Origin of the sequence: Natronomonas salina (assembly GCF_013391105.1) — an archaeon.
In the GTDB taxonomy this organism is placed as follows: Archaea; Halobacteriota; Halobacteria; order Halobacteriales; family Haloarculaceae; genus Natronomonas; species Natronomonas salina.
Genome location: NZ_CP058335.1, coordinates 2,867,116 through 2,889,994 on the forward strand (window position 1 = coordinate 2,867,116; position 22,879 = coordinate 2,889,994).

Here is a 22,879-nt window from a genome sequence, read left to right on the forward strand (position 1 = left end):
GCCGAACGCCATGAGCGACGACGCGGACCTCCGCGAGGCGGTGCGGCGCCTCGAATCGGAGGTCGACGCCCTCCACCGTCGCCTCGACGCGCTCGAGGAAGCGACCGACCGCGAACCGACCGACCGGCCCTCGGACCCCGTCGCCAGCGAAGCCGAGACCGGACCGTCGACGGATGCCCCGCCGCCGACGGATGCCGAGGCGGCTCGACCGACGGGGCCCCCTGGAGACGAATCGACGGCGACGCCCGAATCGACCGCGGGGGGCTGGACCCAGGTGGGCGATACCCAGGAGAGCGGTCGCGACTGGGAGCTGGCCGTCGGCGTCAGGTGGCTCGGACTCCTCGGCGCGCTCGCGCTCGTCGTCGGCGTCGTCTTCTTCGTCCGGCTGGCCATCGAGCGGGGGATGCTCGGCCCGCTCGGTCGCGTCGCCGCGGGGACGGTCGGCGGACTCGCGTTGCTCGCGGTCGGGCGGTACGCCGCGACCCGACGCGGGTACGTCCGCTGGGGCCGCATCGCGTCGGGCGCCGGCCTCGCGGTCGCGTACTTCAGCATCTACGCCGCCTACGGCTTCGCGAGCTACCGGGAGGCCATCGGAACCCCGCTGTGGGCGGCGCTGGCCGCGATGACGTTGCTGGTCGGCGCGACCGCCGCCGTCTCCATCCGCGACCGGGCGCCGCTGGTCGCCGGCGAGGCGTTCCTCTTCGGCTACGTCACCGCCTACCTGAGCACCGAGGCGACCACGCTGGTGCTGACGCCGACGTACGCGCTGCTGCTGGCGGGCGGACTGGTCGCCATCGCCGCCGTCCGGTCCTGGAGCGGCCTGGTGGTTGCCAGCGTGTTCGCGACCTACGCCGTCGTCGGATTCTGGCTGCTCGACCTCGACCCGCCGTCGTGGGGCGTCGCCGTCGTCACCGGCGCGACGTTCCTGCTGTACCTCGCGGGCAGCTACGCACTCCGGCGGTACGACCGGTTCGACGACCCGCTGTTCCGGGGCGGTCTGGTCGCGCTCACCGTCTCGAACGGCCTCTTTGCGGCGCTCCTCCTCGAGATATCGCTCCTCGGACTGTTCGCGGAGCCGCTCGTCGAGGGCGCGGGGACGGTCCTCGTCGGCCTCGCGCTGGCGGTGTTCTACGCCCTCACGGATCGCCCGTCGGTCCTCCACCGCCACGCTGGCGTACCGGGCAGGCGCGACGGGACCGCCGCGGCGACGTCGGTCGTGCTGCTGGCGGTCGGCCTCGGGCAGGCCCTGGGGCCGTTCTGGACGACGGTCGCCGGCCTCGCGGTCGTCTGCCTCGCCGTCGGTCTCTCGGCGGTCGACGACGCGCCCGCCTTCCGCACCGGCGCCCACGTCGTCGCCGTCGGCGTCGCGGGCAAGATTCTCGTCTTCGACGCCGGCGACCTGGCCGGGTTCGACGCCGCCGAGCCGCTCGCGGCGTTGACCGGCCGTCCCGTCGCCTTCGCGCTCGGCGTCGCCGTGTTCTACGGCCTCGCCCGGTGGTTCGCGGTCCGCGAGGGCTCGCTGCACGACGCCGAGCGGAGCCGGAAGATCACCGTGAGCGCGCCGTACGCCGCCGCGGCGACGGTGATCGCGGTCGTCGGACTCGGCCTGGAGCTCTCCGGGGTCGGCATCTCGGTCGCGTGGGCGCTGTTCGGCGTCGCGCTGCTGGCCGTCGGCCTCGCCGGCGACCGCCGCGGCGTCCGCCTGCTCGGCGTCGGCGTCCTCGGACTGGCGACCGCCAAGGTGTTCCTCTTCGACACCCGGGGACTCGACACCGTCGCGCGGACGCTGTCGTTCCTCGTGCTGGGGGCCGTCCTGCTGGCCGCGTCGTACGGCTACGCCCGAACGCGGGCGGACGTCGACCTGGGGATAGACCTCCCGGGCGGGAAGTGACCCGTCCGGTCGGGACCGCAAGCCCCTTCGAGCGCTGGCGCCCAGCGACGGGCATGGCGCGTCGACGTCTGTTGCTCGGGGCCGTCGCCGCGGGGCTGGCCGGCTGCATCACCGACCCGGGGCGGAGCTGCCGGGGCGCGACGTGGCGCCTCTCGCTGGCGCCGACCGAATCGGTCGACGACCCGCTCTCCCTGGAGGCCGATTCGCTGTCGACGGCCGCCGACGCGGTCGTGGAGACGGCCGTCGACGGCGAGCACGTCGAGCGCTGCGTCGTCTGGGACGCCGACCCCGGCCCCTCCGACGGGCTGCGGGAGGTCGGCGAGCGGCTCGAGGCCCACCTCGGGATCGATCTGGCCGGCCGCCGCGAGACGGTCCGGGCGGACGCGCGACGTGCGGGCGAGGACTACCGGCTGACGCTCCAGATCGAGGGATAGTCGTTAGCTTCATTCGGCTCGGCCTGGTATAGGGGGATAGATGCTCCGCAGGCGCGCGCGACGAATCCTCGCGAAGACCCGGCGAGAGATACACGACGCGCTCCAGGAGACCCACACCCCCAGACAGGTCGCCGCGAGCTTCGCCCTCGGCATCTTCATCACCGCGCTGCCGACGCTCGGCACCGGCGTCCTGCTGTTCTTCCTCATCGCCTACCTCTTCGAGAACGCCTCCCGCATCGCGCTGTTCGCCTCGGTCATCGTCCTCAACCCGGTCGTGAAGTGGGGCGTCTACGGCGCGAGCTTCTGGCTCGGCAGCGAGATCCTCGGGCCCGTCTCCGGCATCAGCGTCACCGAGATCTCGCTGTCGGCCGGCCCGCAGATCGTCAGCCGCCTCCTGGTCGGCAACTTCATTTTGGCGGTCGTCTTCACCGTCATCGCCTACTTCCTGGGCTACCGGCTGACCGTCGAGTACCGCCGACGCTCCGGCGAGGTCGGCTTCCTCGAGCGCAACTTCGAGCGGCTCGTCCGGCGGCTCCCCGGCGGCGTCGACCCCGCCGCTGCGGCGGCCCCGGATGCGACCGCCGACAGCGAGGCCGCCACCGACGGCGGCCAGACCGACCCCGCGAACGCCGAGCGACCCCGGGACTGAGTTCGGAGCGTTCTCTCGCGCCGTGCCGACCAGCGACGCGGCCGGCCGGGAAGGCAAGACATTTGACTGACTGACCGGTCAGTTAGGGTCGTGTCCCGGTATCCGAACCCCTTCCGGCTGGCCATCCTCGCGATCGGCCTCGCCCTGGCGCGGGCGGGCCTGATCACCGAGTCGCGGGCCCGCCGGACGACGGACCTGGCGTGGCCGCGCATCGTCACCGGCCTCGCCCGGATGTCGAAGAACGCCGTCGACGTGGCGATGGTCGGGGTCGCCGTCGGTTCGGCGGCCATCGCGGGGGTCGGCATCGCCGGGCCGTTCTGGGGGCTCGCCTTCTCCATCGGCGGCGGCGTCGCCGGCGGGACCATCGCGCTCGTCAGCCAGCGGTTCGGCGCCGACGCCCACGAGGACCTGGGGCTGGCGGTCCGCTCCAGCGTCTTCCTCGTCGTCGCCGCCAGCCTCCCGGTCGCCGCCGTCTTCTGGACGTTCTCGACCGAACTCATCGGCCTGCTGAGCAGCGACCCCGAGGTGGTCCGCCTCGGGGGCGACTACCTGCAGGTGGTCGGCCTCGGCGTCCCGTTCGCGGGCCTGAACCTCGTCGGCAGCCGCGTCCTCGTCGGCTCCGACGACGCCTACACGGCGATGGTGCTGCGGGCGGGCGGCGCGGTCGCCAACGTCGGCATCAACGCCCTCCTCATCTTCGGGCTCGGGATTGGCGTCGTCGGCGCCGCGATGGGGACCGTCCTCTCGAACGTCGTCGTCACGGCGGCCTTCGCCATCGGTCTCACCGCCGGGCGGTTCCCGGGGGCGGGCGCCTTCCCCGTCACCGTCGACCCGTTCGGTGACTACGTCGACCCCGGGACGATCTCCGACCTGGTCGCCATCGGCCTGCCGGTGATGGGCCGGAACCTCGCCTGGACCGTCGCCGAGTTCCCCATGTTCGCCATCCTCGACGTCTTCGGCCAGGACGTCGTCTCGGCGTTCGTCATCGCCCGCCGCGTCTGGGGGCTGATGAACACCCCCGGCTGGGGGTTCGGCCTCGCCTCCTCGAGCCTCGTCGGCCAGGAACTCGGCACCGGCGACGAGGCGACCGCCGAGGCCTTCGGCCGCGAGATCATCCGCTTCTCCGTGGCCGTCTACCTCGTCTTCGGCGCGATCGTCTTCGTCTTCGCCGACCCCATCGTGACGCTGTTCGTCGACGACCCGACCGCCCCGGAGATCCCGCTGGCCGTCGACCTCGTCCGGGTCGCCTGCGCGGCCATCGTCTTCCAGGGGGTCTCCGGCGGCGCGGCCGGCCCGCTCGACGCCGCCGGGGACACCCGGTGGCCGTTCGTCAGCCAGGCCGTCGGCATGTTCGGCTGCTCCATCCCCCTCACCTTCCTCGGGGCGACGACGCCGCTCGGCATCTACGGGCTCTACCTGGCGTTCCTCGCGGAGACGTCGGTACCGGCGGCGCTCAACTACTACCGGTTCGACAGCGGGAAGTGGAAGCGCGTGAGCCGGGCGTACCGCCCCGAGGCCGGCGTCGCCGACGACTGAGGTCGTCCCGCCGACTGCCTCACTCGAGGATTCGGGGCAAAAGGTATTGGCCCCGGCGTCGGTAGGCTCCCCGACCCCATGACGACCGACGAGGAGCTCCGTGTCGCCGCCGACGCGCTGGGCGAGTCGGTACTCGTCCTCGGCTGCGGCGACGCTGGCGAGGCCGCCGCGACGGCGGTGGCCGAAGCGGACGTCCCCGCCACCGACGACGCCGCGACGCCGGACGCGGTCGTCCTCGCGGTCGACGGGGCGACCCCGCCGGAGGCGCTCCCGGAGTCGGTCCCGGAGGCCCCGCTCGTCGTCGCCGTCGTCGCGCTGCCGCACCGGCCCGACCCCGGCGAGCGCGACCTGCTGGCGGCGCTCGCCGAGCGCGTCGACAGCGTCGTGCTCGCGCCCGGCGACGACGCCGCGGCGCTGACCGACGCCGTCGGCACGCTCGTCTCCGTCGTCCGCGACCCCGGCTTCGTCAACCTCGACCTCGCCGACGCCCGGACGCTGCTCCGCCCCGTCGACCTCGCCGCCCTCGGCGTCGGCTCGAGCGAGGAGGGTGCGCCGGAGGACGCCGCCGCCGCGGCGTTCGCGTCGCTGCCGGCGGGCGTCGAGACCGACCCCGCCGACGGCGTCCTCGTGGACCTGCTCGGCGGCCCCGCGATGAGCGTCGAGGACGTCAGCGACGCGGTCACCGCCGTCCGGGGCCGCGTCGGCCCCGACGCCCACGTCATCTGGGGCGGCGGCGTCGACGACGACCTCGCCGAGACCGTCCGGGTGCGACTCGTCGTCGCCAGCGTCGCGAACGTCCGCGCGGCGCCCGGCGACCCCTGCCCCCGGTGTGCGTCGTCGCTGGCGGCGTACTCGCTGGGCGGCCGGACGACCCTCTCCTGCGAGCACTGCGGGTTCGCCGGCGTCTCGGTCAGGCTCCGGGAGTGACGCCCGGCGGGGGCGCTACTGGCCCAGCTTCTCGACGTGGTACCACTCGCCCTCCCAGCTGAACAGGTACTCGAGGACGGACTTGATCGTCATCAGTCCGAAGAAGGGGTAGACCAGCGGCGTGGCGAACCAGCTGACCGAGAGGCCGTCGATGTCGCCGTTCCGGCGATCGACGGCGGCGACCGCGGCGACAGTCCCCAGGATGGCCGCCAGCGGCAGCAGGTTGAACAGCTCGAGGTCCAGCAGGAGCAGGAGGACGAACTTCGAGACGAGCGTCAGCAGGAAGATGCTCCCCAGCAGGCTGGAGACGATGCGGATCGTCGAGACGTAAGCCCGGGGGTTCCTCGGCGACCGGACCAGCTCGCGGAGCGTGCGGTGGAGCACCTCGACCTGGCCGATCCGCCAGCGCTTCCGCTGCCCCCAGAGGTCCCGGAGGGTGTGCGGCGCCTCCATCTCGTTGGTGCGGTACCGCGCCCGGGCGACGGGGACGCCGGCGCGGTAGATCTTGTGGGAGAAGTCCAGGTCCTCGGTGAGGACGTCGTCGTAGCCGCCGACGGTCTCGAAGGCCTCGCGGGTGAACGCCGTCGAGGAGCTGCGGCAGTTCCGGAAGCCGATCAGCTCGACCAGCTTGTAGCCGGCCTGGAAGAGGACGCGCTCGCAGTAGGCGACCGTCTCGATGGGGCCGGTCGGCTGGGGGACGCGGCGCCCCTGGAAGACCTCGTAGTCGCCGACGAGCCGCTCCATCGCCGCGGAGACGAACGCCTCGTCGACGACCTCGTCGGCGTCGAACACCACGAAGTGGTCGGTCTCGGCGCGCTCGACGGCGTAGTTGATGGCGCCGGCTTTCGACCCCGCGTAGCCGTTCTCGAGCCACTCGACGCGGTCGTACTCGTCGGCCAGCCGCAGGGCCTCCCGGCGGCTCGCCGCGTCGTCGTGTTCGCCGACGACGACCACGCGGAGGTCCTCGTAGGCGGCGGCCGCGAGGCTCTCGACGCTGTTGGCCAGCACGTTCGCGTCGCGGTAGACGGGGACGATGGCGGTCACGGGCGGCCCCTCGTGGCTCGGTTCCTCCGGTTCGGTCCGTACCTCGCGGAGGAGCAGAAGTCCGGTGACGGTCCCGAAGACCGCGAAGCCGATGGCCGACGAGACGGCCTCCAGCAGGACGATCCGCACCGTCGCCACCAATAGATCGAGTGTAACCGACTGGACGTTCTGACCGGTGACGAAGCCGAAGGCGAGTAGCCCGACAGTGGCGGTGCAGTACCCGCCGTACTCGGCGGCCCGGGTGAGGTAGCCCGTCATCTGCCTTCTCGTGGGGGAGATGTCAACGACGGCTTATCAATTTTGTAATTCGTTGCCGGCCGGGAGGCGAGTAAGAGGCGTCTACGTCCCGTCCGACGGCGACCCGGTCACTCGAAGTCCTCCAGCTCGAACTTCTGGACCTTGCCGGTCGTCGTCCGCGGCAGTTCGTCGACGAAGTTCACCGTCCGGGGGTGCTTGTACGCCGCGAGGTTGTCGAGGCAGTACTGCTTGATCTCCTCTTCGGTCACGTCGACGTCGGGCTGGGTGACGACGAAGGCGGTGACGGTCTCGCCGCGGCGCTCGTCGGGGACGCCCACGACGGCGGCGTCGGCGACGTCGGGGTGCTCGAAGAGCAGCTCCTCGACCTCGCGGGGGTAGATGTTGTAGCCGCCGCTGACGATCATGTGCTTCTCGCGGTCGACGATGTAGAAGAAGCCGTCCTCGTCGTAGTAGCCGAGGTCGCCGGAGTGGAACCAGCGCTTGCCGTCTCTCGAGTCGCTCCGCTCCTCGCTCGACCCGTCCGAGGCGCCTTGCGCCTCGCGGTCCTCGTACGTGAACGACTCCTCGTTGGCCTCCGGGCGCTCGTAGTACTCCTTCATCACGTTCGGGCCGTGGATGACGATCTCGCCGACGACCTCGTCGAGTTCGGTCTCGTCGTCGACGGGGCCCTCCGGGACCGGTTCGACCTCCTCGAAGTTGTGGTCGACGACCTTCGACTCGACGCCGGGCAGCGGCTTGCCGATCGAGCCCGCCCGGCGGTCGTCGGGGCGGTTCGCGTGGGTGACCGGCGCCGTCTCCGTGAGGCCGTACCCCTCCAGCAGCTTCGGCTCGTAGAGCTCCTCGAAGCGCCGCATGACCTCCAGCGGCAGACTCGACCCGCCGGCGTTGGCGAACCGGACCGTCTCGAGGCTGTACTCGTCGGCGTCCGGCTGGTTGACGACGTCGTTGAACATCGCGGGGACGCCGTGGACGATGGTCATGCCCTCCGACTCGATGAGCTCGAGGGCCTCCGTGGCGTCCCACTCGGGCAGCGGCCAGAAGCTCCCGCCCTCGTAGAGGGTCGCCAGCATCGTCACCGTCATCCCGTAGATGTGGAACAGCGGGAGGACGCCGAGGACCTTGTCCTCGCGGTTCATGCCGTCGTGGATCTTCGGGGAGGCCCGCGCCTCGAAGGCGAGGTTGCCGTGCGTGAGGAGGACGCCCTTCGGCGTGCCGGTCGTCCCCGAGGTGTACGGCTGGCAGGCGACGTCGTCGTCGTCACGGTCGACGACGTCGAGTTCGCCGTCGGCGAGGAAGTCGTCGAACTCGGTGGCGCCCTCGGCGTCGCCGACGCTGACGACGGTGTGGACGTCCGTGTCGTCCTGGACCTCCCGGACCTGCGGGACGAGGTCGGCCAGCGCGACGACCGCGACGGCGCCGGAGTCGCCGAGCAGGTGCTCGATCTCCCGGGACTTGTACTGGGGGTTCATCGGGACCACGATGCCGCCCGCCCGCAGGATGCCGTGGAACGCGACGACGTACTGCGGGAGGTTCGGCAGGTAGATCCCGACGCGGTCGCCGGGTTCGACGCCGGCGTCCGCGAGCGCCTGCGCGAAGCGGCCCGCCTGCGACCAGAACTCCTCGTAGGTTATCTCCCGACCGCGGTAGCCGATCGCCGTCGCGTCGGGCGACGCCGCGGCGGTCTCTCCGATATCCGTGACGAGATTCGTCATCGTCCGTACGTCCCGGCGAAAAAGGGTAAACGTTGCTTACCAGGAGAGACCGTCGAAACCCGTTCAACGGTCCAACTGGGTTTCAATTCACGTCAGATCAGACCACGTAGCAGCCGGGGCCGGTGGTGAACTGGTTGCTGTAGTTCTCCTGGCTGTCCGTGTCGCCGCCCTCGCCGGCGGACGTCCCGGAGTCGCCGCCACCGCCGGAGTTCGACATGTCGTTGCCGCCCTCGACGGGGACGACCGCCGAGTTGTTGCTGTCCGCCTGGTGCTGGCGGTTGGTGTCGCTATCTTCGCCGTTGCCGCCCTTCTTGACGTCCTGGTTGCGCTGGCTGTTCGTGTCGCCGCCGTCGCCGGCGGTGGTGTTGTCGCTGCCGAGCGAGCCGGCGAGCGAGTGACCGTTCAGCAGCAGCGCGGAGACGACGTCGCTGTCGCCGTTGGACTGCTGGCTCTGCTGGCTCGACTGCCCGCCGCAGTCGCCGCCGTTGGTCTGCCAGTTCTCGTTGTACTGGGTGCCGGTGTCGCCGCCGTCGCCGGCGTGGGTGTCGCTGCTGCCGATGGCGAGGGCACCGGAGTTGCCGTTGCCCGCGGCGGCGTCGACGACGTCGTTGTCGCTATTGGACTGCTGGCTCTGCTGGTTGGCGTCGCTGTCCGAACACTCGCTGCCCTGCGCGTTGTCGTTCTCCTGGTTGCCGGTGTCGCCGCCGTCGCCGGCGTACGTGTCCTCGCTCAGGAGCGCGACGGCCAGCGAGTTGCCGTTCAGCAGGTCGACGTCGGCGACGTCGTTGTCGCTGTTGGACTGCTGGCTCTGCTGGTTGGAGTCGCCCTCGCGCTGGTTGTACTGGCCGTTGTCGTTCTCCTGGTTCCCGGAGTCGCCGCCGTCGTCGCCGTGGGTCCCGTTCCCGCCGACGGCGATGACGACCGAGTTGCCGTTGAGCGCGTCGGCGTCGACGGCGTCGTTGTCGCTGTTGGACTGCTGGCTCTGCTGGTTGGAGTCGCCCTCCTCGCTGCCGTCGACGTCGTCCTCGTCGTTCGTCCGGTTGTCGTCGACGGTGGGCGACTCGAGCGTCAGGTTCTGGTCGCCGAGGCCGATGGTCACTGAGTTCCCGGAGCCGACGTTGGGGTCGACCGGGTCGTCCTCGACGTTCTCCTGGGTGTTGGACTGGTCGGCACCGTCGTCGCCGTCCTTGTCCTTCGACCCGTCCTGATCGCCGGCCGAGTCGTCGCCCGTCGTCCCGAGGGTCTCGCTACCCGACGTCGTCGCGTCCTCGAGCGACGCATCGTCCAGTTGCGCGTCCTGTTCCTCGCCGTCGGTATCGGTCAGCCCGACGCCCGCCACCGGCGTCGCGAGGACGCCGACGATGGTGAACACCGTGACTGCGATTACCAGTACGTTACGTTTGTTGTTCATGTGGCAAGTATCCACCAGCTTATCGGTTATCCCATCAAAAAGGGGTTATCTAGGTTCTCTCGAAACCCGATCGAACTGATCTCGGAGCAAGAGCGAAGCGCGGCGGAGCGGCCCGGAACGGACTTCAGCAGGTGGAATCACTTGCGTCCCAGCGCTAATCGTCTCATCGGAGCGCTGGGTAGACACGGGGCTACGGATCCAGATGCAGGCGCTCGACCGTTTCGGCTCGGTCGAAAGAAGGAACCGCGAAAGCCGCTGTGAAGTCGTCGGTGCCCGTCGACTGTCGACGGGTGATCTGGTGGTCCGAAGGACCGGACCGCCCGTCGGGATCAGTTCCCGATGGACTGTTCGTTGGTGTTGTTCTGGACGTTGCTGTCGCCGCCGTCGCCTGCGGAGCCGGAACCGCCTTCGACCTCCTGGTCGTTGAGTGCCTCGACGGGCACGACAGTGTCGTCGCTGTCCTGGTCCTGGCTCTGCGAGTTGGTGTCGTCGCCGCCGGACTGCTCGTTGCTGTTGGACTGGGTGTTGGTGTCGCCACCGTCGCCGGCGGTGTTGTTCTCGCCGCCGAGTCCGATCGCGGCGCTGTCACCGTTCAGCAGGCTCGCGCGGACGACGTCCGTGTTGACGTTGGACTGCTGACTCTGCTGGTTGGCGTCGCCGTCACCGCCGCTGGACTGCTCGTTGCTGTTGGACTGGGTGTCCGTGTCGCCACCGTCACCGGAAGACGTGTCGCTGCTGCCGATGGCGATGTTGCCGGAGTTGCCGTTAGCCGCGGCGGCCTCGACGACGTCGTTGTCGCTGTTGGACTGCTGGCTCTGCTGGTTGGAGTCGCCGCTGCCGTCGCTGGACTGGCTGTTCGAGTTCTCCTGGTTACCGGTGTCGCCACCGTCGCCCGTGGAGACGTTGTCGCTGAGGACCGTGACAGCCAGGGCGTTGCCGTTCAGCAGGTCACCGTTCACGACGTCGTTGTCGCTGTTGGACTGCTGGCTCTGCTGGTTGGAGTCGCCGCTGTTGCCGCTGGACTGCTCGTTGCTGTTCTCCTGGTTGCCGGAGTCGCCACCGTCGCCGCCGTTAGAACCGCTGGCGCCGACGCCGACGAGGATCGAGTTACCGTTGATCGCGTCGAGGTCTGCGGCGTCGTTGTCGCTGTTGGACTGCTGGTTCTGCTGGTTGGAGTCACCGCCCGAGCCGCTCTCGGAGTCGGTGTTCGACTGGTTACCGTCGATGGTGGGTGACTCGAGGGTCAGGTTCTCGCTACCGAGCGCGACGGTCACGGAGTTCCCGGAGAGGAGGTTCGGGTCGACGGGATCGTCGTCCAGGTTCTCCTGGGAGTTCGACTGGGTGACGTCGTCGCCACCGTTGTCGCCGTCACCCTTGTCGCCGTCACCGTTGTCACCGGTGCCGTCGTCACCGTCGCCGTTGTCACCGGTACCGTCGTCACCGTCACCGTCGCCGTTATCGCCGGAGCCGTCGTCGCCGTCACCGGTACCGTCGTCACCGTCGCCGTCGCCGTTATCGCCGGTGCCGTCGTCACCGTCGTCACCAGTTCCATCATCGCCGGTGCCGTCGTCGCCGTCACCGGTACCGTCGTCACCGTCGCCGTCACCGTCCTTGTCCTTCTCGCCGTCCTGATCGCCGGTACCGTCGTCGCCGTCACCGGTACCGTCGTCGCTATCGTTGCTGCCGTCGTCGCACTCGCAATCGCCGTCTCCGGCCGTGCCAGCCGTGGCGGCGGTGCTGGATGCGCCGCCGTCATCTTCGAGCTGTTCGTCGCCCGATTCGTTCGTGTCTTCCGTCAGTGCGATGCCGATTCCTGTCACCGGGGCTGCCAGCATCCCGATGACCGTGGCCGCTGCAATCGCGAGTACCAGTAGGCCTTGTCGTTGGTTCATGTGGGAGATAGTCCATTCGATTCTGCGTATATCTGACAAAAGTGATTTCTCTAGGTTCTCTCGAAAAACTCTCTCGCCCGCCGTCCGATAACGGGCATGGCTACTGTTAGATTACAGCTGCCAGAAGCGTCAGTCGTCGGCGACGCTGCCCTGGAGCGCGGACTTGGTGGCGCGCCGCAGGCGGATGCGGACCGAGCCGCCGTCGCGTTCCCGCGAGACGAGGCCGTCCTCCTCCAGGCGGTCGAGGTGGTAGGAGACGGTGCTCGGGGCGCAGCCGACGGCGTCGGCCACGGCCGAGAGCGTCGTCGGTTCCCGGCGCTCGATGGCCGAGAGGACGTCCGACGCCGCGGAGTCGGCCATCGCCGCCGCGAGCTCGGGGTCGTCGTCGTCCATCGACACGGGGTAGAGCCGCTGGCGGCCGCGAAGCTTGCGGCGCTCGAGGAGCCCCTCGTCGGCCAGGATGCGGCAGTGATACCGGACCGTCTCGACGGTGACGTCGGTCTCCTCCGCCAGTTGCGCGTAGTAGATCCCCGGCGATTCCTCGACCAGCTCGAAGATCTGCGCCCGCGTATCGTTCTCCAGCGGGTCCGAGCTATCGTGTCGACTGTACCCGAACACCGGCGGGAGGATCCGGTCGGACAGCCCGCCGACGTGCGAGGCGATCGAGTGCTTGAGCGTCCCCAGCAGTCCCGGCTGCCCCATCGAGGCCAGCATGGCCGTCTGGTTCATCGCCACTCGACCGCCGCCGAGGTAACCGACGAGCACCAGCAGCGCGGCTCCCTCGCCGGGACCACCTGCGGGCGCTTCCCCGCCGTCGTCGCCCGAGTCGGCACCGGCCGTATCGTTTTCGTCGGATCGCTCGTCGTCGCCGTCGTCGCTCGCAGCGAGCGGAATCGAACTGTCGCGCGCGCCCGTCTGGTCCTCGTTGCTGCCGGTCTTCTTCTCCGCAGCCCCCTCGTTTCCAGTGGCGGTCGATGGCTGTTGGTCGTCGTCTTCGACCGGGGAGCCCGCGATTATGGACACGACTTTCGAGACGACGACGCTCTCCGACTCCAGCGATGTGACCAGCCGCTCGATCCCGGCGGTGGCGCTACGGTCGCCGTCCCCGTCGACGAACGCCGACAGTTCGTCGAACCGCTCGGCTTCGAGCGTCCCATCCAGCCCGTCGTCTACGATCCGCTCGAGGCCCGACGACGGACGTGTCTCGGCATCGTCGTCGACGTCGCGATCAGTCGTCCAATCGTTCATCTCGCCCCTCGTCAGGCCCGTGTCGTTGGTGGCGTTGCCGGTCAGGTCCGCCGTGACGTTCGTCGTCACGTCGCCCACGCCGAGGACGATGTCGGTCACGTCGTCGAGGAGGAACTCGTCTAGCGTCCCGTTGACGCTGGTCGTCGAGTTTCCTGTCTCGTTACCGGCGTCGGTTCCGTTCTCCTCCCCGTCCGATGACCCGTTGACCCATCCCTCGCCGGCGTCCGCATCACTGTCGTTGTCGCTCGAGTTCTCGCCGTCGGATTCCGTGTCGCTCTCGTTGCGACCTTCGGAGTTCCACACCTCCCCGTCGGAGTCCGAACTCTCGTTATCTGATTCGTTCTCGCGCTGCTCGCCCCAGCGATGGTCGTCGTCGGAATCGTCGCCCCACCCATCGTCGTCCGATTCGTTGTCGCTGTGGCCACCCCATCCGTCCTCGTCGTCCGACTCGTTGTCGTCGCTCTCCCCGTCCCCGTCGTCCGAATCAGCTCCGTCTTCGCCAGTCTCCCCGTCGGCCGTTTCGGTTTCGGTCCCCTCGCGCGTATCGCTTCCATCGTCGGAGTCCTGTTGAATCAGCCCGTCCGTCAGGTTCTCCTGGATTAGTCCGTCCGAGTCGGCTCCGTGGAACGTCGTTCCCGATCCGTCGCCGGCCAGCGCCGGCTGGGCGCCGACCAGCGACACGCCGAGACAGCAGACGAGGAGGACGGCGAGGAGTTCACGGTGGACCATAGTCGGCTCTCGTAGAGGCCCACGATTCGGAGGTAATTCGTATTGCGGCGGGTAACTGGGTTAGGAGACTTTTAATCGCGCATACCCGCCGGTTCCGGTGGCTTCTACTGTGAGCCACTGTCATCCACGAACGAATGGTCCGGCCGCCGACTCGGGTCGAGAACGCCGCCCTCCTCTCGCTCGGCGGGCTGGGATACGGAGCGCTGCTGTTCGTCTGGTTCGCGCTGCCCGCGTCGCTCCAGCCCATCATCGACGAACTCGGGCTGACGGGGACGCAGGCCGGCATCCTGGCCGGCGCGGTCCCGCTGACGTACATCCCCATCGGCCTGGCCAGCGGCCTGGTCGTCGACCGCCTCGGCGCGCGGGTCGGCGTCGGCGCGGGCGTCGCGCTCGCGGGCGTCGCACAGGTCGGCCGCGCCTACGCCCCCGGGTTCGCCTCGATGCTCGCGCTCACGCTGGTACTGGGCGTCGGCGCGACGGGCATCACATTCGGGATGCCGAAGCTCGCCTCCGAACTGTACCCCTCCGACCGGGTCGGGCGAGCGGCGTCGGTCTACCTGATCGGTTCCTACGCCGGCAGCGCGAGCGTCTTCGCGACCGGGCGGTCGATCCTCGTGCCGGCGCTTGGCGGCTGGCGGCCCCTCTTCCTCGCGAGCGGCCTCGGGACGCTCGGGGTCGCCGCCGTCTGGGCCGCCGCCGCGTGGCACGTCCCGCCCGGGAGCCACGAGACGGACGACCAGGGGACCTTCTCGCTGGCCTCGCTGACCGACGACCTCCGGGCGGTCCTCGGGCACCGCGACCTCCGGCTGCTCGTCCTCCTGGGGACGATGTACCTGTTCGTCCTCCACGGGACCCAGGGCTGGCTCGTCACGATCCTCGAGCGGCGGGGCGTCGACCCCGGCCTCGCGGGCTCGGTCACCAGCCTGCTCGTCGTCGGCCAGACCGCCGGCGTCCTGGCGGTCCCGGTCGTCGCCGAGCGGCTCGACCGCAAGCGCGAGTCGCTCGTCGTCTGCGGCGTGCTCTCGAGCCTCGGCGCGGTCGGGCTGCTCGCCGAGCCCGCGGTGGTCTTGCTGCTAGTCGTCCCCGTCGTGCTCGTCGGGTTCGGGATGGGCGGCCTCTCGCCGCTCATCCGGGCCATCCCGGTCGAACTGGACGGGATCGGCCCCGGCCTCACCGGAACGGCGGTGGGGATGATCTTCGCCGTCGGCGAGATCGGCGGCTTCCTCGGGCCGGTCGTCATCGGCGCGCTGCGGGACGCCACCGGCTCGTTCACGCCGGGCCTGCTGTTCGTCGCGGTCGGCGCGCTCGTCGCCGCCGGCGCCGGGGCGGCGATGTCGGAACTGGACTGACCGAACGCCCGAAGCGAAGCCCCTCGCCGACGTGCCTTGTTAAACCCCCTCATAACCGGCGTGCAACGGCTTTTAGGCTGGCGGGCGGCCACCCTGCCATGAGCCTCTACGAGGCCGAGTACGAGACGATCCGCGTCGAATCGCCGACCGACCACCTCGCCCACGTCGTCCTCAACCGGCCCGACGACCTCAACACGGTCAGCGACGGGATGCTCGACGACCTCGACGACCTCGTCGACGACCTCGAGGACGCCGACGTCGACGAGGCCCGCGCGGTCCTGCTCACCGGCGCCGGCGAGAAGGCGTTCTCGGCGGGCGCGGACCTCGGCGGCGGGGCGATGGACCCCCGCGAGGCCGTCGAGCACTCCCGCCGCGGGAAGACGGTCTTCGGGCGGTTCCGCGAACTCGACCTGCCGGTCGTCGCCGGCATCGACGGCTACTGCCTGGGCGGCGGCTTCGAACTCTCGATGTGCGCCGACCTCCGGGTGGCCAGCGACGCCGCGGAGTTCGGCCTGCCCGAGCACAACCGCGGGCTGCTGCCGGGCTGGGGCGGCACCCAGCGCCTCCAGCAGCTCATCGGGCAGAGCGCCGCCAAGCAGATCGTCTTCACCGCCGACCGGTTCGACGCCGACCGGATGTACGAGTTCGGCTACCTGACCGAGGTCTACGACGACGAGGCGTTCGACGACCGGGTCGTCGAGTTCGCCGACGGGATCGCCCGCGGCCCGCCGATCGCCCAGCGGTACACCAAGCGCGCGATGCGGGAGGGCTACGAGAACCTCGACGCCGGCCTCGAACTGGAGTCCCACGCCTTCGGGTACCTGCTCGGCACCGAGGACCTCATGGAGGGCATCACCGCCTTCATGCAGGACCGGGAGCCGGAGTTCGAAGGGAAGTAGGGCGATTCGGAGTGAGCGAAGCGAACGAGAATCGCCGTGATGCCGAACGGCGAACAGGGAGCGAAGCGACCCTGCCCTCGACCATCTTCAGCCGCCGACCGGGGGGTCGTTGTTCCCGGCATAGCCGGGGGAACGTTGAGGTGGCTGCCTCCGTACCCGCCTGTATGGCAGTCACACGCACGGAGGGGGTGTTCCGACCGTGAGCCACACGCGGGGCACCTTCGCGGCGCTCGTCGACGCGCTCATTCCCGAGACGCCCGAACTCGAAGCCCGAGGCGAGGAACACGTCCCCGGCGGCCTGCAGGCTGGGCTGGTCGACGCCGTCGTCACGCGCGTGAACAACTTCCTGGAGACGCGCGGGCTGGCTTCGCAGGTGACCGATGCGGTACCGCTGGCGCCGGCCGTCGCGACGCTGCTCGACGTCGCCGCCGTCGAGTTGCTCGTCCGCCGCCGCGCAGAATCGGGGCTGCAGTCGCCCGACGAGCAGTTCTCCCGGGGCACGTTCTCGCGGCTGTCCAGGGAGGACCGCCTCCGGGCGCTCAGACTGCTCGAGGAGGAGGGGGTGATCGCCCGACTGGCGGATCGCTTCGACGCCGCGAGCCTCGGCGCCGTACAGTTCCTCGCCGGCGCGATGCCCATCCTCGTCGAGTTCGTCTACTACTCGGAGATCTGTGCCGGAGAGGGGGAGCGCGTGGCGGCCGACGGCCGCCACGACGAGAGGCGGTCGGCTCCGCCGACCGCCCGGTCCCTCGGCTGGCGGCAGGCCGACTACCCCGGCCCGTCGGACGGCTATCCGGTGATGCTCGGCTACGAGGTCGAGGAATTCGAGGAGAACGACTACTGACATGCGCGAACGTACCACCGACGTCGTCGTGGTCGGCGCGGGCGGCGACGGGCCGGCGCTGGCGTGGCGGCTCGGCCAACTCGGCGTCGACGTGACGGTCCTGGAGGCCGGCCCGTTCTACGGCAACGAGCGGTGGGAGGCGCCGAACGACGCCCCTGGCGGCGAGTCCACGACGGATCCCTCGGACCTCTCCGGCGAGTTGCTCGACGAGCAGTTCACCTCGCGGGAGGGCGACATGAACGACCCCGTCTCCGGGAAGCTCCGGTGGGGGCCGGCCGACTCCGACCGGCCGCCCTGGCAGCGCACCGTTCCCCAGCAGGCGCTCATCTCGCAGCTGTCGGGCGTCGGCGGGACGACCCAGCACTACTACGCGAACCACCCGCGGGCGTTCGTCCCCTCGATCGACGAGCAGCCGCACTGGCCCATCGACTACGCCGACCTCGTCCCCTACTACCAGCACCTGGAGGACGCCCACCCCATTGAGCCGGCGCCGACGACGCCGAAGGGCGAGGCGTTCTTCGAGGGCGCTCGTCGTGCGGGCTACGACCTGAACGACGGCTACAACGTGACCGACGCTGGCTATCGCCCGTTCCCGAACGCCATCACCCAGCCGGACGAGCGCCTGCGGCGCGACGCCGAGGAGACCGAAGAAGACGAGCCCGTCGCGCAGGACGGGGGCACGACCGACCCCGACGGGTCCGACCCCGCCACGGGCGGTCGAGTGAACGAGCAGTACCGCTACCCCGACTTCGAGGGCGACACGCTCGCGATGCACGAACACCAGGGCGGCCCGCAGCCCCGCGGCGCGCCCGTCCGCGAGCGGGCCAAGCGCGCCTCGAACGTCTCCCTGGTCCCGCGGGCGCTGGACACCGGCAACGTCGAGATCCGGCCGAACGCCTTCGCGACCGAGGTGCTCACGGAAGGCGGCCCCGGCTCCGTCGAGGCGACCGGCGTCGAGTTCCGCGACACCTGGGCCGGGACGACCGAGCGCGTCTACGCCGATACCGTCGTGCTGGCGGCGGGCTGCGTCGAGACGCCGCGGCTGTGGCTCAACTCCGGACTGCCGGACAACGGCTGGGTCGGCCGGGGGCTCACCACCCACTGGTTCGACTTCGTCGCCGGCACCTTCGACCCCGAGACCCTGGAGGACCGCATCGGCCAGCCGGCCGTCGAGCCCCACCAGGGGCAGGCGGCGGGCTCCCGGCTGGACGTCCCCGGGACCGGCGGCATCGCCGTGAACACGTTCGCGCCCGGCATCACCGCGATGGCGATGTATGCCGCCGGCCAGGGGGACTTCCACTTCGACCGCGACACGGCCGGCGAGCCGTGGGACTCCGCGGGCCGCCTCGCCGGCCGTGACCTGAAGGAGCAGATGGCCGACTACCGCCGGACGCTGACGCTCATCTGCCACACCGACGACCGGCCGCGCCAGGAGAACGGCGTCTCGGTCGACCCCGCGACGGAGGACGAGCACGGCCCCGTCGCGCTCGTCGAGTGGGAACCGCATCCGGAGGACGACGCCCGCCGGGACGAACTGGCGCGTCGCGCGACCGAGGTGCTGCGGGAGGCCGGCGCCGACCACGTCCACCGCGCCGACGCCGCCCCCATCCTGCTGCACCTGCAGTCCTCGATGGCCATGGGGAAGGTCGTCGACGAGGGCTGCGAGGCCTACGACGTCGACCGGCTGTTCGTCGCCGACCACTCGGCGCTGGCCAACGGCGTCGGCGGCGCGAACCCGACGCACACCGGGCAGGCGCTGGCGCTGCGGACGGCCGAGGCGGTCGCCGACCGGTACTTCGGCGGCGTCGACGACCCCATTCCAGAGGGGTCGTAACGGCGACCGCTCGCCCCGGTTTTTGTTACCGGTTATCAATGTTCGGTCGGTTACCGCGGCCGAAAATCCTCTGACCTACTACGTCACGGTGTCCCAATCGCTCTGGAAGGAGGAGCCGCCGGTGGACGAACATACCAGCGGCGTCCCCACGAGCGATCTTCCATGACCGGAACACCACCCAGCCGCCCCGCCGCGCCGGAGAACGTCCTCCTGCAGACGGGCGACCACGACGACTGCGACGAGTCGGCCTGTATGGACCTCCTCGGCGTCGAGGACCCCGCGGCGGCGGACGTCCTCTTCGTGACCGTCACGAAGTCGGCGCGCGAACGGCTGGACGCCCTGAAGCGGCACGCGGACGCGCCGCCGGCCAACGTCGGCGTCGTGAGCGTCCAGGTCGGCGGCTCCGGCGGCACCGCACGGGCCGGCGGCGAGGACGGGCCCGCGGTGCGGCGCATCTCCGACCCGAGCGACCTCACCGGCGTCGGCATCGCCATCTCGGAGTTCCTCTCCGCCTGGCGTGACACCGGCAACCGGACCGTCGTCTGCGTCGAGTCGCTGACCGCACTGCTGCAGTACGTCGACGCCAACCGCGTCTTCCAGTTCTGTAACGAGATCACCTCGAAGTTCGAGCGGGCCGAGGCGCTCGCGCACTTCCACATCACGCCCGGCGCCCACGAGCCGCAGGTGCTGAACGTGCTGTCCTCGCTATTCGACAGCCGCGTCGGCGCCGCCGACCTGGGGTACGGCTCGCAGGTCGAGGAATCGACATCGGCGAGCGAAGCGACGACTGGACCCGACCGCTCGGGCGGAGCGGGCGCCGAGTCAGGCGGGGACGCCGACGATCCGTTCGAGTACGTCGCCGAGGATCCGGACTCCGATCAGGAAGCGACGGACGGCGACCCCACAGAACCCGAGACGGGAAGGGAACCGGCGGCGGAGCCGTCCGAATCCGTCGACACCGAGGAGGCCGACGAGGCGGTCGAGGAGATCGACCTCGTCGACCCGCGAGAGTCGGGCCTGGACGACGCGGGAGTAGCGGCCGACGCTACAGATGACGAGCCCGCGTCGACCGTCGAAACGTCAGGCGGGGACGACGAAGCCGATGCGAGCGAGGTACACGACACCCCGACAGACAGCGGGCGGTCGGTCGGAAAAGACGTCAGTGAAACCAGTACGGATGTAGGTGCATCGGAGCCGGGGCCGTCGAACGAACCGGGCGACCGTCCGGTGAAGTACGCGCTCTACCAGCGGACGACGGCGACCGTCGTCGGCGTGGTCGTCATGCTGGTGCTGTTGAGCTTCCTCGCGGCGGCGATGCCGCTTCCGATCGGTACCGACGGCCCCGGAAACGGCGGTGCCGACGTGCCAGAGACGACGACACCCACGCCGGACGCTGCCGCAGCGGCGGACGCAGACGGCGATCAGGGAGCGACCGCCACTGCAACGTCCACGCCGGAGCCCACGGCGACGCCGACCCCGACGGCCGAACCGACGCCGACTCCAACGGCGACGCCGACGGCCACCGAGACGCCGACGCCGTCTCCCACGCCGACCGCGGAACCGACGGCGACGCCCGAACCGACGGCGACCGCGACCCCGGACGACGGCTCGCTCACGGACGGCATCTCCGACACGCTGGACGGCGACGAAGACGGCGACGATAGCCTCCTCTGATCGCCCTCCAGACCTGGACGGTCGTCCATCCCCCGCTGCGTCGTCGCCGGTGTCCGACCATCGAGCGTGAGAATTAACCGACCGCCAGCGCAAGCGCAACCGATGGCGACGCTCGTCACGTCGGTCGACGACATCCCCGAGGACGGGTCGTACCTGTTCACCGTCGAGGCCGCCGACGGCGAGACGGAGGAGGTCATCCTGGTCCGGCTCGAGGACGGCGTCTCGGCGTGGAAGAACTTCTGCCAGCACGAGACCGACCAGCGGCTCGACCTCGGCGAGGGCGTGGCGCGCCGCGACGACCAGATCATCTGCCCGAAGCACGGCTCGGCGTTCGACGTCGGATCGGGCTACTGCGGCAACGGCCCGGCCGCCGGCTCCACGCTGGAGGAGGTCGACGTCACCGTCCGCCACGGACAGGTGTACCTCACGGACGACGACCTGGAGTTCAGCCACGAGGGCGGCAGCGACGAGGACGACACACCGGGCTCGTCGTCGCACCTGCGGTTCTGAGCGGGGCGGCACCGGAAAACAGTCCGGACCGTTCGGTTACGAATCCTCGAAGTCGATCGTCGGCATCTCGTCGTCGCCGGACTTCTTGGTGTCGACGTCGCCGATCTCGAAGATGGAGCTCGCCCGCTTCGGAGACTCGTCGGCCTCTTCGTCGTCCTCCTCTTCGGCTTCGTGATCGGCACCGTCGTCGACCTCGTCGCGCCCTTCGTCGGGGTCGTGGCCTGTTCCGTCGACCGGTTCCACGTCTCCGTCTATCCCTGTTCCATCGGCGGGTCCGTCGGCCATCTCGGAGTCGTCGTCGAGGCCCGGTCCGTCGTCGAGGTCCGTACTGCTGGATTCGAAGGCGAGGCTGACGGAATCGGGCCCATCCTCCGGGTCGGGCTCCTCGTCCGCTTCGTCGGCCGTCGGCACCGAATCCGGGGAGACGAACGCGTCGTCCGCGTGTTCCAGTTCCGTCGCCCCGTCGGCGTCGGCCCCGTTCGAGTCGGTCTGCTCCGAACCGGACGACACCGAGAAGTGCGTCGCCTCCGCGGTTTCGAGGCTATCCTGGAGATAGACGTCGGTCGTCGGGCCTTCCTCTGAGGTGCCGTCGTCGGATTCGGAGGTTCCGTCGTCAACGTCGTCGGCATCGTTTGCATCTCCTTCGTCGACGGAGACCTCGCCTGCGTCGGAGGTATCCTCACCGGCAGAGGGCTCGTCGTCGGACGAGTCGACGACGGTGACCGCCTCGGTGTCGTCGACGGCGTCGAGGTCCGCTCCCTCGACGGTCGTGCCCGGAGGCGTGTCGTCCGGTCGCTGCAGGCCGTCGACGAGCGTCCGCCGGATGGACTCGAAGGCCTCGACCTCAGCCTCGAGCGCCGCGACGTCCTCGGAGATGGACTGCTCGAGGTCGTTGAACTCCTCGCACATCACCTCCGCGCGGCGGCGGATCTCCGTCCGGACGTCGTCGACGTCCTCCTGGTGGGCGACCTGGAGTGACTCGATGGTCTCCGCCTGCGCGTCGAGTCCGGCGGAGAGTTCGTCCAGCCGCTCGGCCAGCTCGTCCTGGCGCTGCCGGACCGTCTCGACGTCGTCGACGAACTCCTCGAGTCGGTCGAGCCGTTCGTCGAACTCCGTGATGGCGTCGTCGCCCTCGCCGTGGACGGACAGCAGATCCTCCAGCGCGTCGACGGAGGCGTCGAAGTCGGCGAGGCGCTTCTGGACGTACTCCAGCCGCACCGCCTCGGACTCCGAGTTCTCGACGCCGAGGTGGTCTCTGAGCTTCGCCCGCTGGGACTCCGGGACGGTCCCCGACTCCAGTTCGGCGATCAGCGCCGACGCGACGCTACCGGGTTCCGTTTCGGGGTTCACGACACCGCCGTCGGCGTCGACCCGCTTCTGGTCGGCGCTGTCGTCGGCGCTGGTTCCCTGATCGGGAACGACTTCGTCGCCGCTCGCCGACACGTCTGTACGGTTCTCACTGGCGACCTGCAGTTCGGGCTCGGCGGAGCCAAACGCCAGCTCTCCGCCTTTCGACGCGACCATCCCCAGCACGTAGGTCTGCTCGACCCCAGGGTCGAGGGTCACCTCCGCGTGGAGTTCGCCGTCGACGACCCGCCAGTCCGACGGTTCGTACTCCTCGTGGAAGCCGTACTCGGCGAGGTTCGCGGTCGGCAGTCCGTCGACGAGACGCACCGTGACCGACTCGTCGCCGGTGGACTCGAGGGCGTACTCGACGACCAGGCCCTCTCCCTGCCGTTCGACAGCCCTTGTACCCGAGACGGTACCCCCCGGAACCGTATCGGAGAAGTGGGTCGGCATTGGTACTCTACGAGGACGATTTCACCACCACGCATATATCTTTAGTACCTGTATCGGCAGGCGAAAGGAGGTCCGGAACGATGCCCCGAGTCGAGCGCCGGAGGCGGCGCGGGTCGCCCCGGTCGCTCAGCGCCGCGTACGGACTCGTTTCCCCTCGATAATCACCACCTAGAGAGCAGGTCCCGGCACAGCCGAACTTACCAACGGCATGTAATATTCTAGTTACCTAGTGTAAAAT

The 22,879-nt window shown here is 70.0% G+C and carries 17 protein-coding genes; 11 read left to right on the top strand and 6 right to left on the bottom strand.

Translation table 11 applies throughout. The features are described from left to right. The first annotated feature begins 10 nt into the window (after positions 1-10). The 5 genes from HWV07_RS14885 (at position 11) to HWV07_RS14905 (ending at position 5,437) form a co-directional block, all read left to right on the top strand. On the top strand, positions 11-1,891 hold the full coding sequence (locus HWV07_RS14885; RefSeq protein WP_178335065.1) for a DUF2339 domain-containing protein: 1,881 nt from the start codon (positions 11-13) through the stop codon (positions 1,889-1,891). A 53-nt stretch (positions 1,892-1,944) separates the two neighbouring features. Then, positions 1,945-2,325 (top strand): hypothetical protein, encoded by a 381-nt coding sequence (locus HWV07_RS14890; RefSeq protein ID WP_178335066.1) that lies wholly within the window; start codon positions 1,945-1,947, stop codon positions 2,323-2,325. A 40-nt stretch (positions 2,326-2,365) separates the two neighbouring features. Further along, positions 2,366-2,974 (top strand): DUF2062 domain-containing protein, encoded by a 609-nt coding sequence (locus HWV07_RS14895; RefSeq protein WP_178335067.1) that lies wholly within the window; start codon positions 2,366-2,368, stop codon positions 2,972-2,974. A 90-nt stretch (positions 2,975-3,064) separates the two neighbouring features. After that, positions 3,065-4,510 (top strand): MATE family efflux transporter, encoded by a 1,446-nt coding sequence (locus HWV07_RS14900; RefSeq protein WP_178335068.1) that lies wholly within the window; start codon positions 3,065-3,067, stop codon positions 4,508-4,510. Between the two features lie 78 nt (positions 4,511-4,588). After that, positions 4,589-5,437, top strand: coding sequence for an FtsZ/tubulin family protein (locus HWV07_RS14905; RefSeq protein WP_178335069.1), 849 nt, complete (start codon positions 4,589-4,591; stop codon positions 5,435-5,437). 15 nt (positions 5,438-5,452) lie between these two features. On the opposite strand, the gene HWV07_RS14910 is transcribed toward HWV07_RS14905, so the two are convergent. The 5 genes from HWV07_RS14910 to HWV07_RS14930 form a co-directional block, all read right to left on the bottom strand. Further along, entirely contained in the window at positions 5,453-6,739 is a 1,287-nt protein-coding gene (locus tag HWV07_RS14910) for a glycosyltransferase family 2 protein (protein ID WP_178335070.1), read from the bottom strand. A 107-nt stretch (positions 6,740-6,846) separates the two neighbouring features. After that, on the bottom strand, positions 6,847-8,451 hold the full coding sequence (locus HWV07_RS14915; protein ID WP_178335071.1) for a class I adenylate-forming enzyme family protein: 1,605 nt from the start codon (positions 8,449-8,451) through the stop codon (positions 6,847-6,849). Positions 8,452-8,548: 97 nt separating this feature from the next. Further along, positions 8,549-9,862, bottom strand: a complete 1,314-nt coding sequence (locus tag HWV07_RS14920; protein ID WP_178335072.1) for a hypothetical protein — start codon at positions 9,860-9,862, stop codon at positions 8,549-8,551. Between the two features lie 329 nt (positions 9,863-10,191). After that, on the bottom strand, positions 10,192-11,754 hold the full coding sequence (locus HWV07_RS14925; protein ID WP_178335073.1) for a hypothetical protein: 1,563 nt from the start codon (positions 11,752-11,754) through the stop codon (positions 10,192-10,194). Positions 11,755-11,883: 129 nt separating this feature from the next. Next, on the bottom strand, positions 11,884-13,731 hold the full coding sequence (locus HWV07_RS14930) for a helix-turn-helix domain-containing protein (RefSeq protein WP_178335074.1): 1,848 nt from the start codon (positions 13,729-13,731) through the stop codon (positions 11,884-11,886). A 134-nt stretch (positions 13,732-13,865) separates the two neighbouring features. On the opposite strand from HWV07_RS14930, the gene HWV07_RS14935 reads away from it, so the two are divergent. The 6 genes from HWV07_RS14935 (at position 13,866) to HWV07_RS14960 (ending at position 20,841) form a co-directional block, all read left to right on the top strand. Next, a complete protein-coding gene (locus HWV07_RS14935; protein ID WP_178335075.1) occupies positions 13,866-15,080 on the top strand; it encodes an MFS transporter in 1,215 nt (404 codons plus the stop codon). 98 nt (positions 15,081-15,178) lie between these two features. Next, positions 15,179-15,979: an enoyl-CoA hydratase/isomerase family protein gene (locus HWV07_RS14940; protein ID WP_178335076.1), complete on the top strand. Its 801-nt coding sequence runs from the start codon at positions 15,179-15,181 to the stop codon at positions 15,977-15,979. Between the two features lie 199 nt (positions 15,980-16,178). Further along, a complete protein-coding gene (locus HWV07_RS14945) occupies positions 16,179-16,823 on the top strand; it encodes a hypothetical protein (RefSeq protein WP_178335077.1) in 645 nt (214 codons plus the stop codon). A gap of 1 nt (position 16,824) precedes the next feature. Next, positions 16,825-18,657 (top strand): GMC family oxidoreductase N-terminal domain-containing protein, encoded by a 1,833-nt coding sequence (locus tag HWV07_RS14950; protein WP_178335078.1) that lies wholly within the window; start codon positions 16,825-16,827, stop codon positions 18,655-18,657. Positions 18,658-18,819: 162 nt separating this feature from the next. Continuing rightward, entirely contained in the window at positions 18,820-20,331 is a 1,512-nt protein-coding gene (locus HWV07_RS14955; RefSeq protein ID WP_178335079.1) for a DUF7504 family protein, read from the top strand. Positions 20,332-20,433: 102 nt separating this feature from the next. Continuing rightward, a complete protein-coding gene (locus tag HWV07_RS14960; RefSeq protein WP_178335080.1) occupies positions 20,434-20,841 on the top strand; it encodes a Rieske (2Fe-2S) protein in 408 nt (135 codons plus the stop codon). Positions 20,842-20,877: 36 nt separating this feature from the next. On the opposite strand, the gene HWV07_RS14965 is transcribed toward HWV07_RS14960, so the two are convergent. After that, positions 20,878-22,641 carry a midas domain-containing protein gene (locus HWV07_RS14965; RefSeq protein WP_178335081.1) on the bottom strand — a complete coding sequence of 588 codons (1,764 nt, stop codon included), beginning with the start codon at positions 22,639-22,641 and terminating at the stop codon, positions 20,878-20,880. Positions 22,642-22,879: the final 238 nt, after the last annotated feature.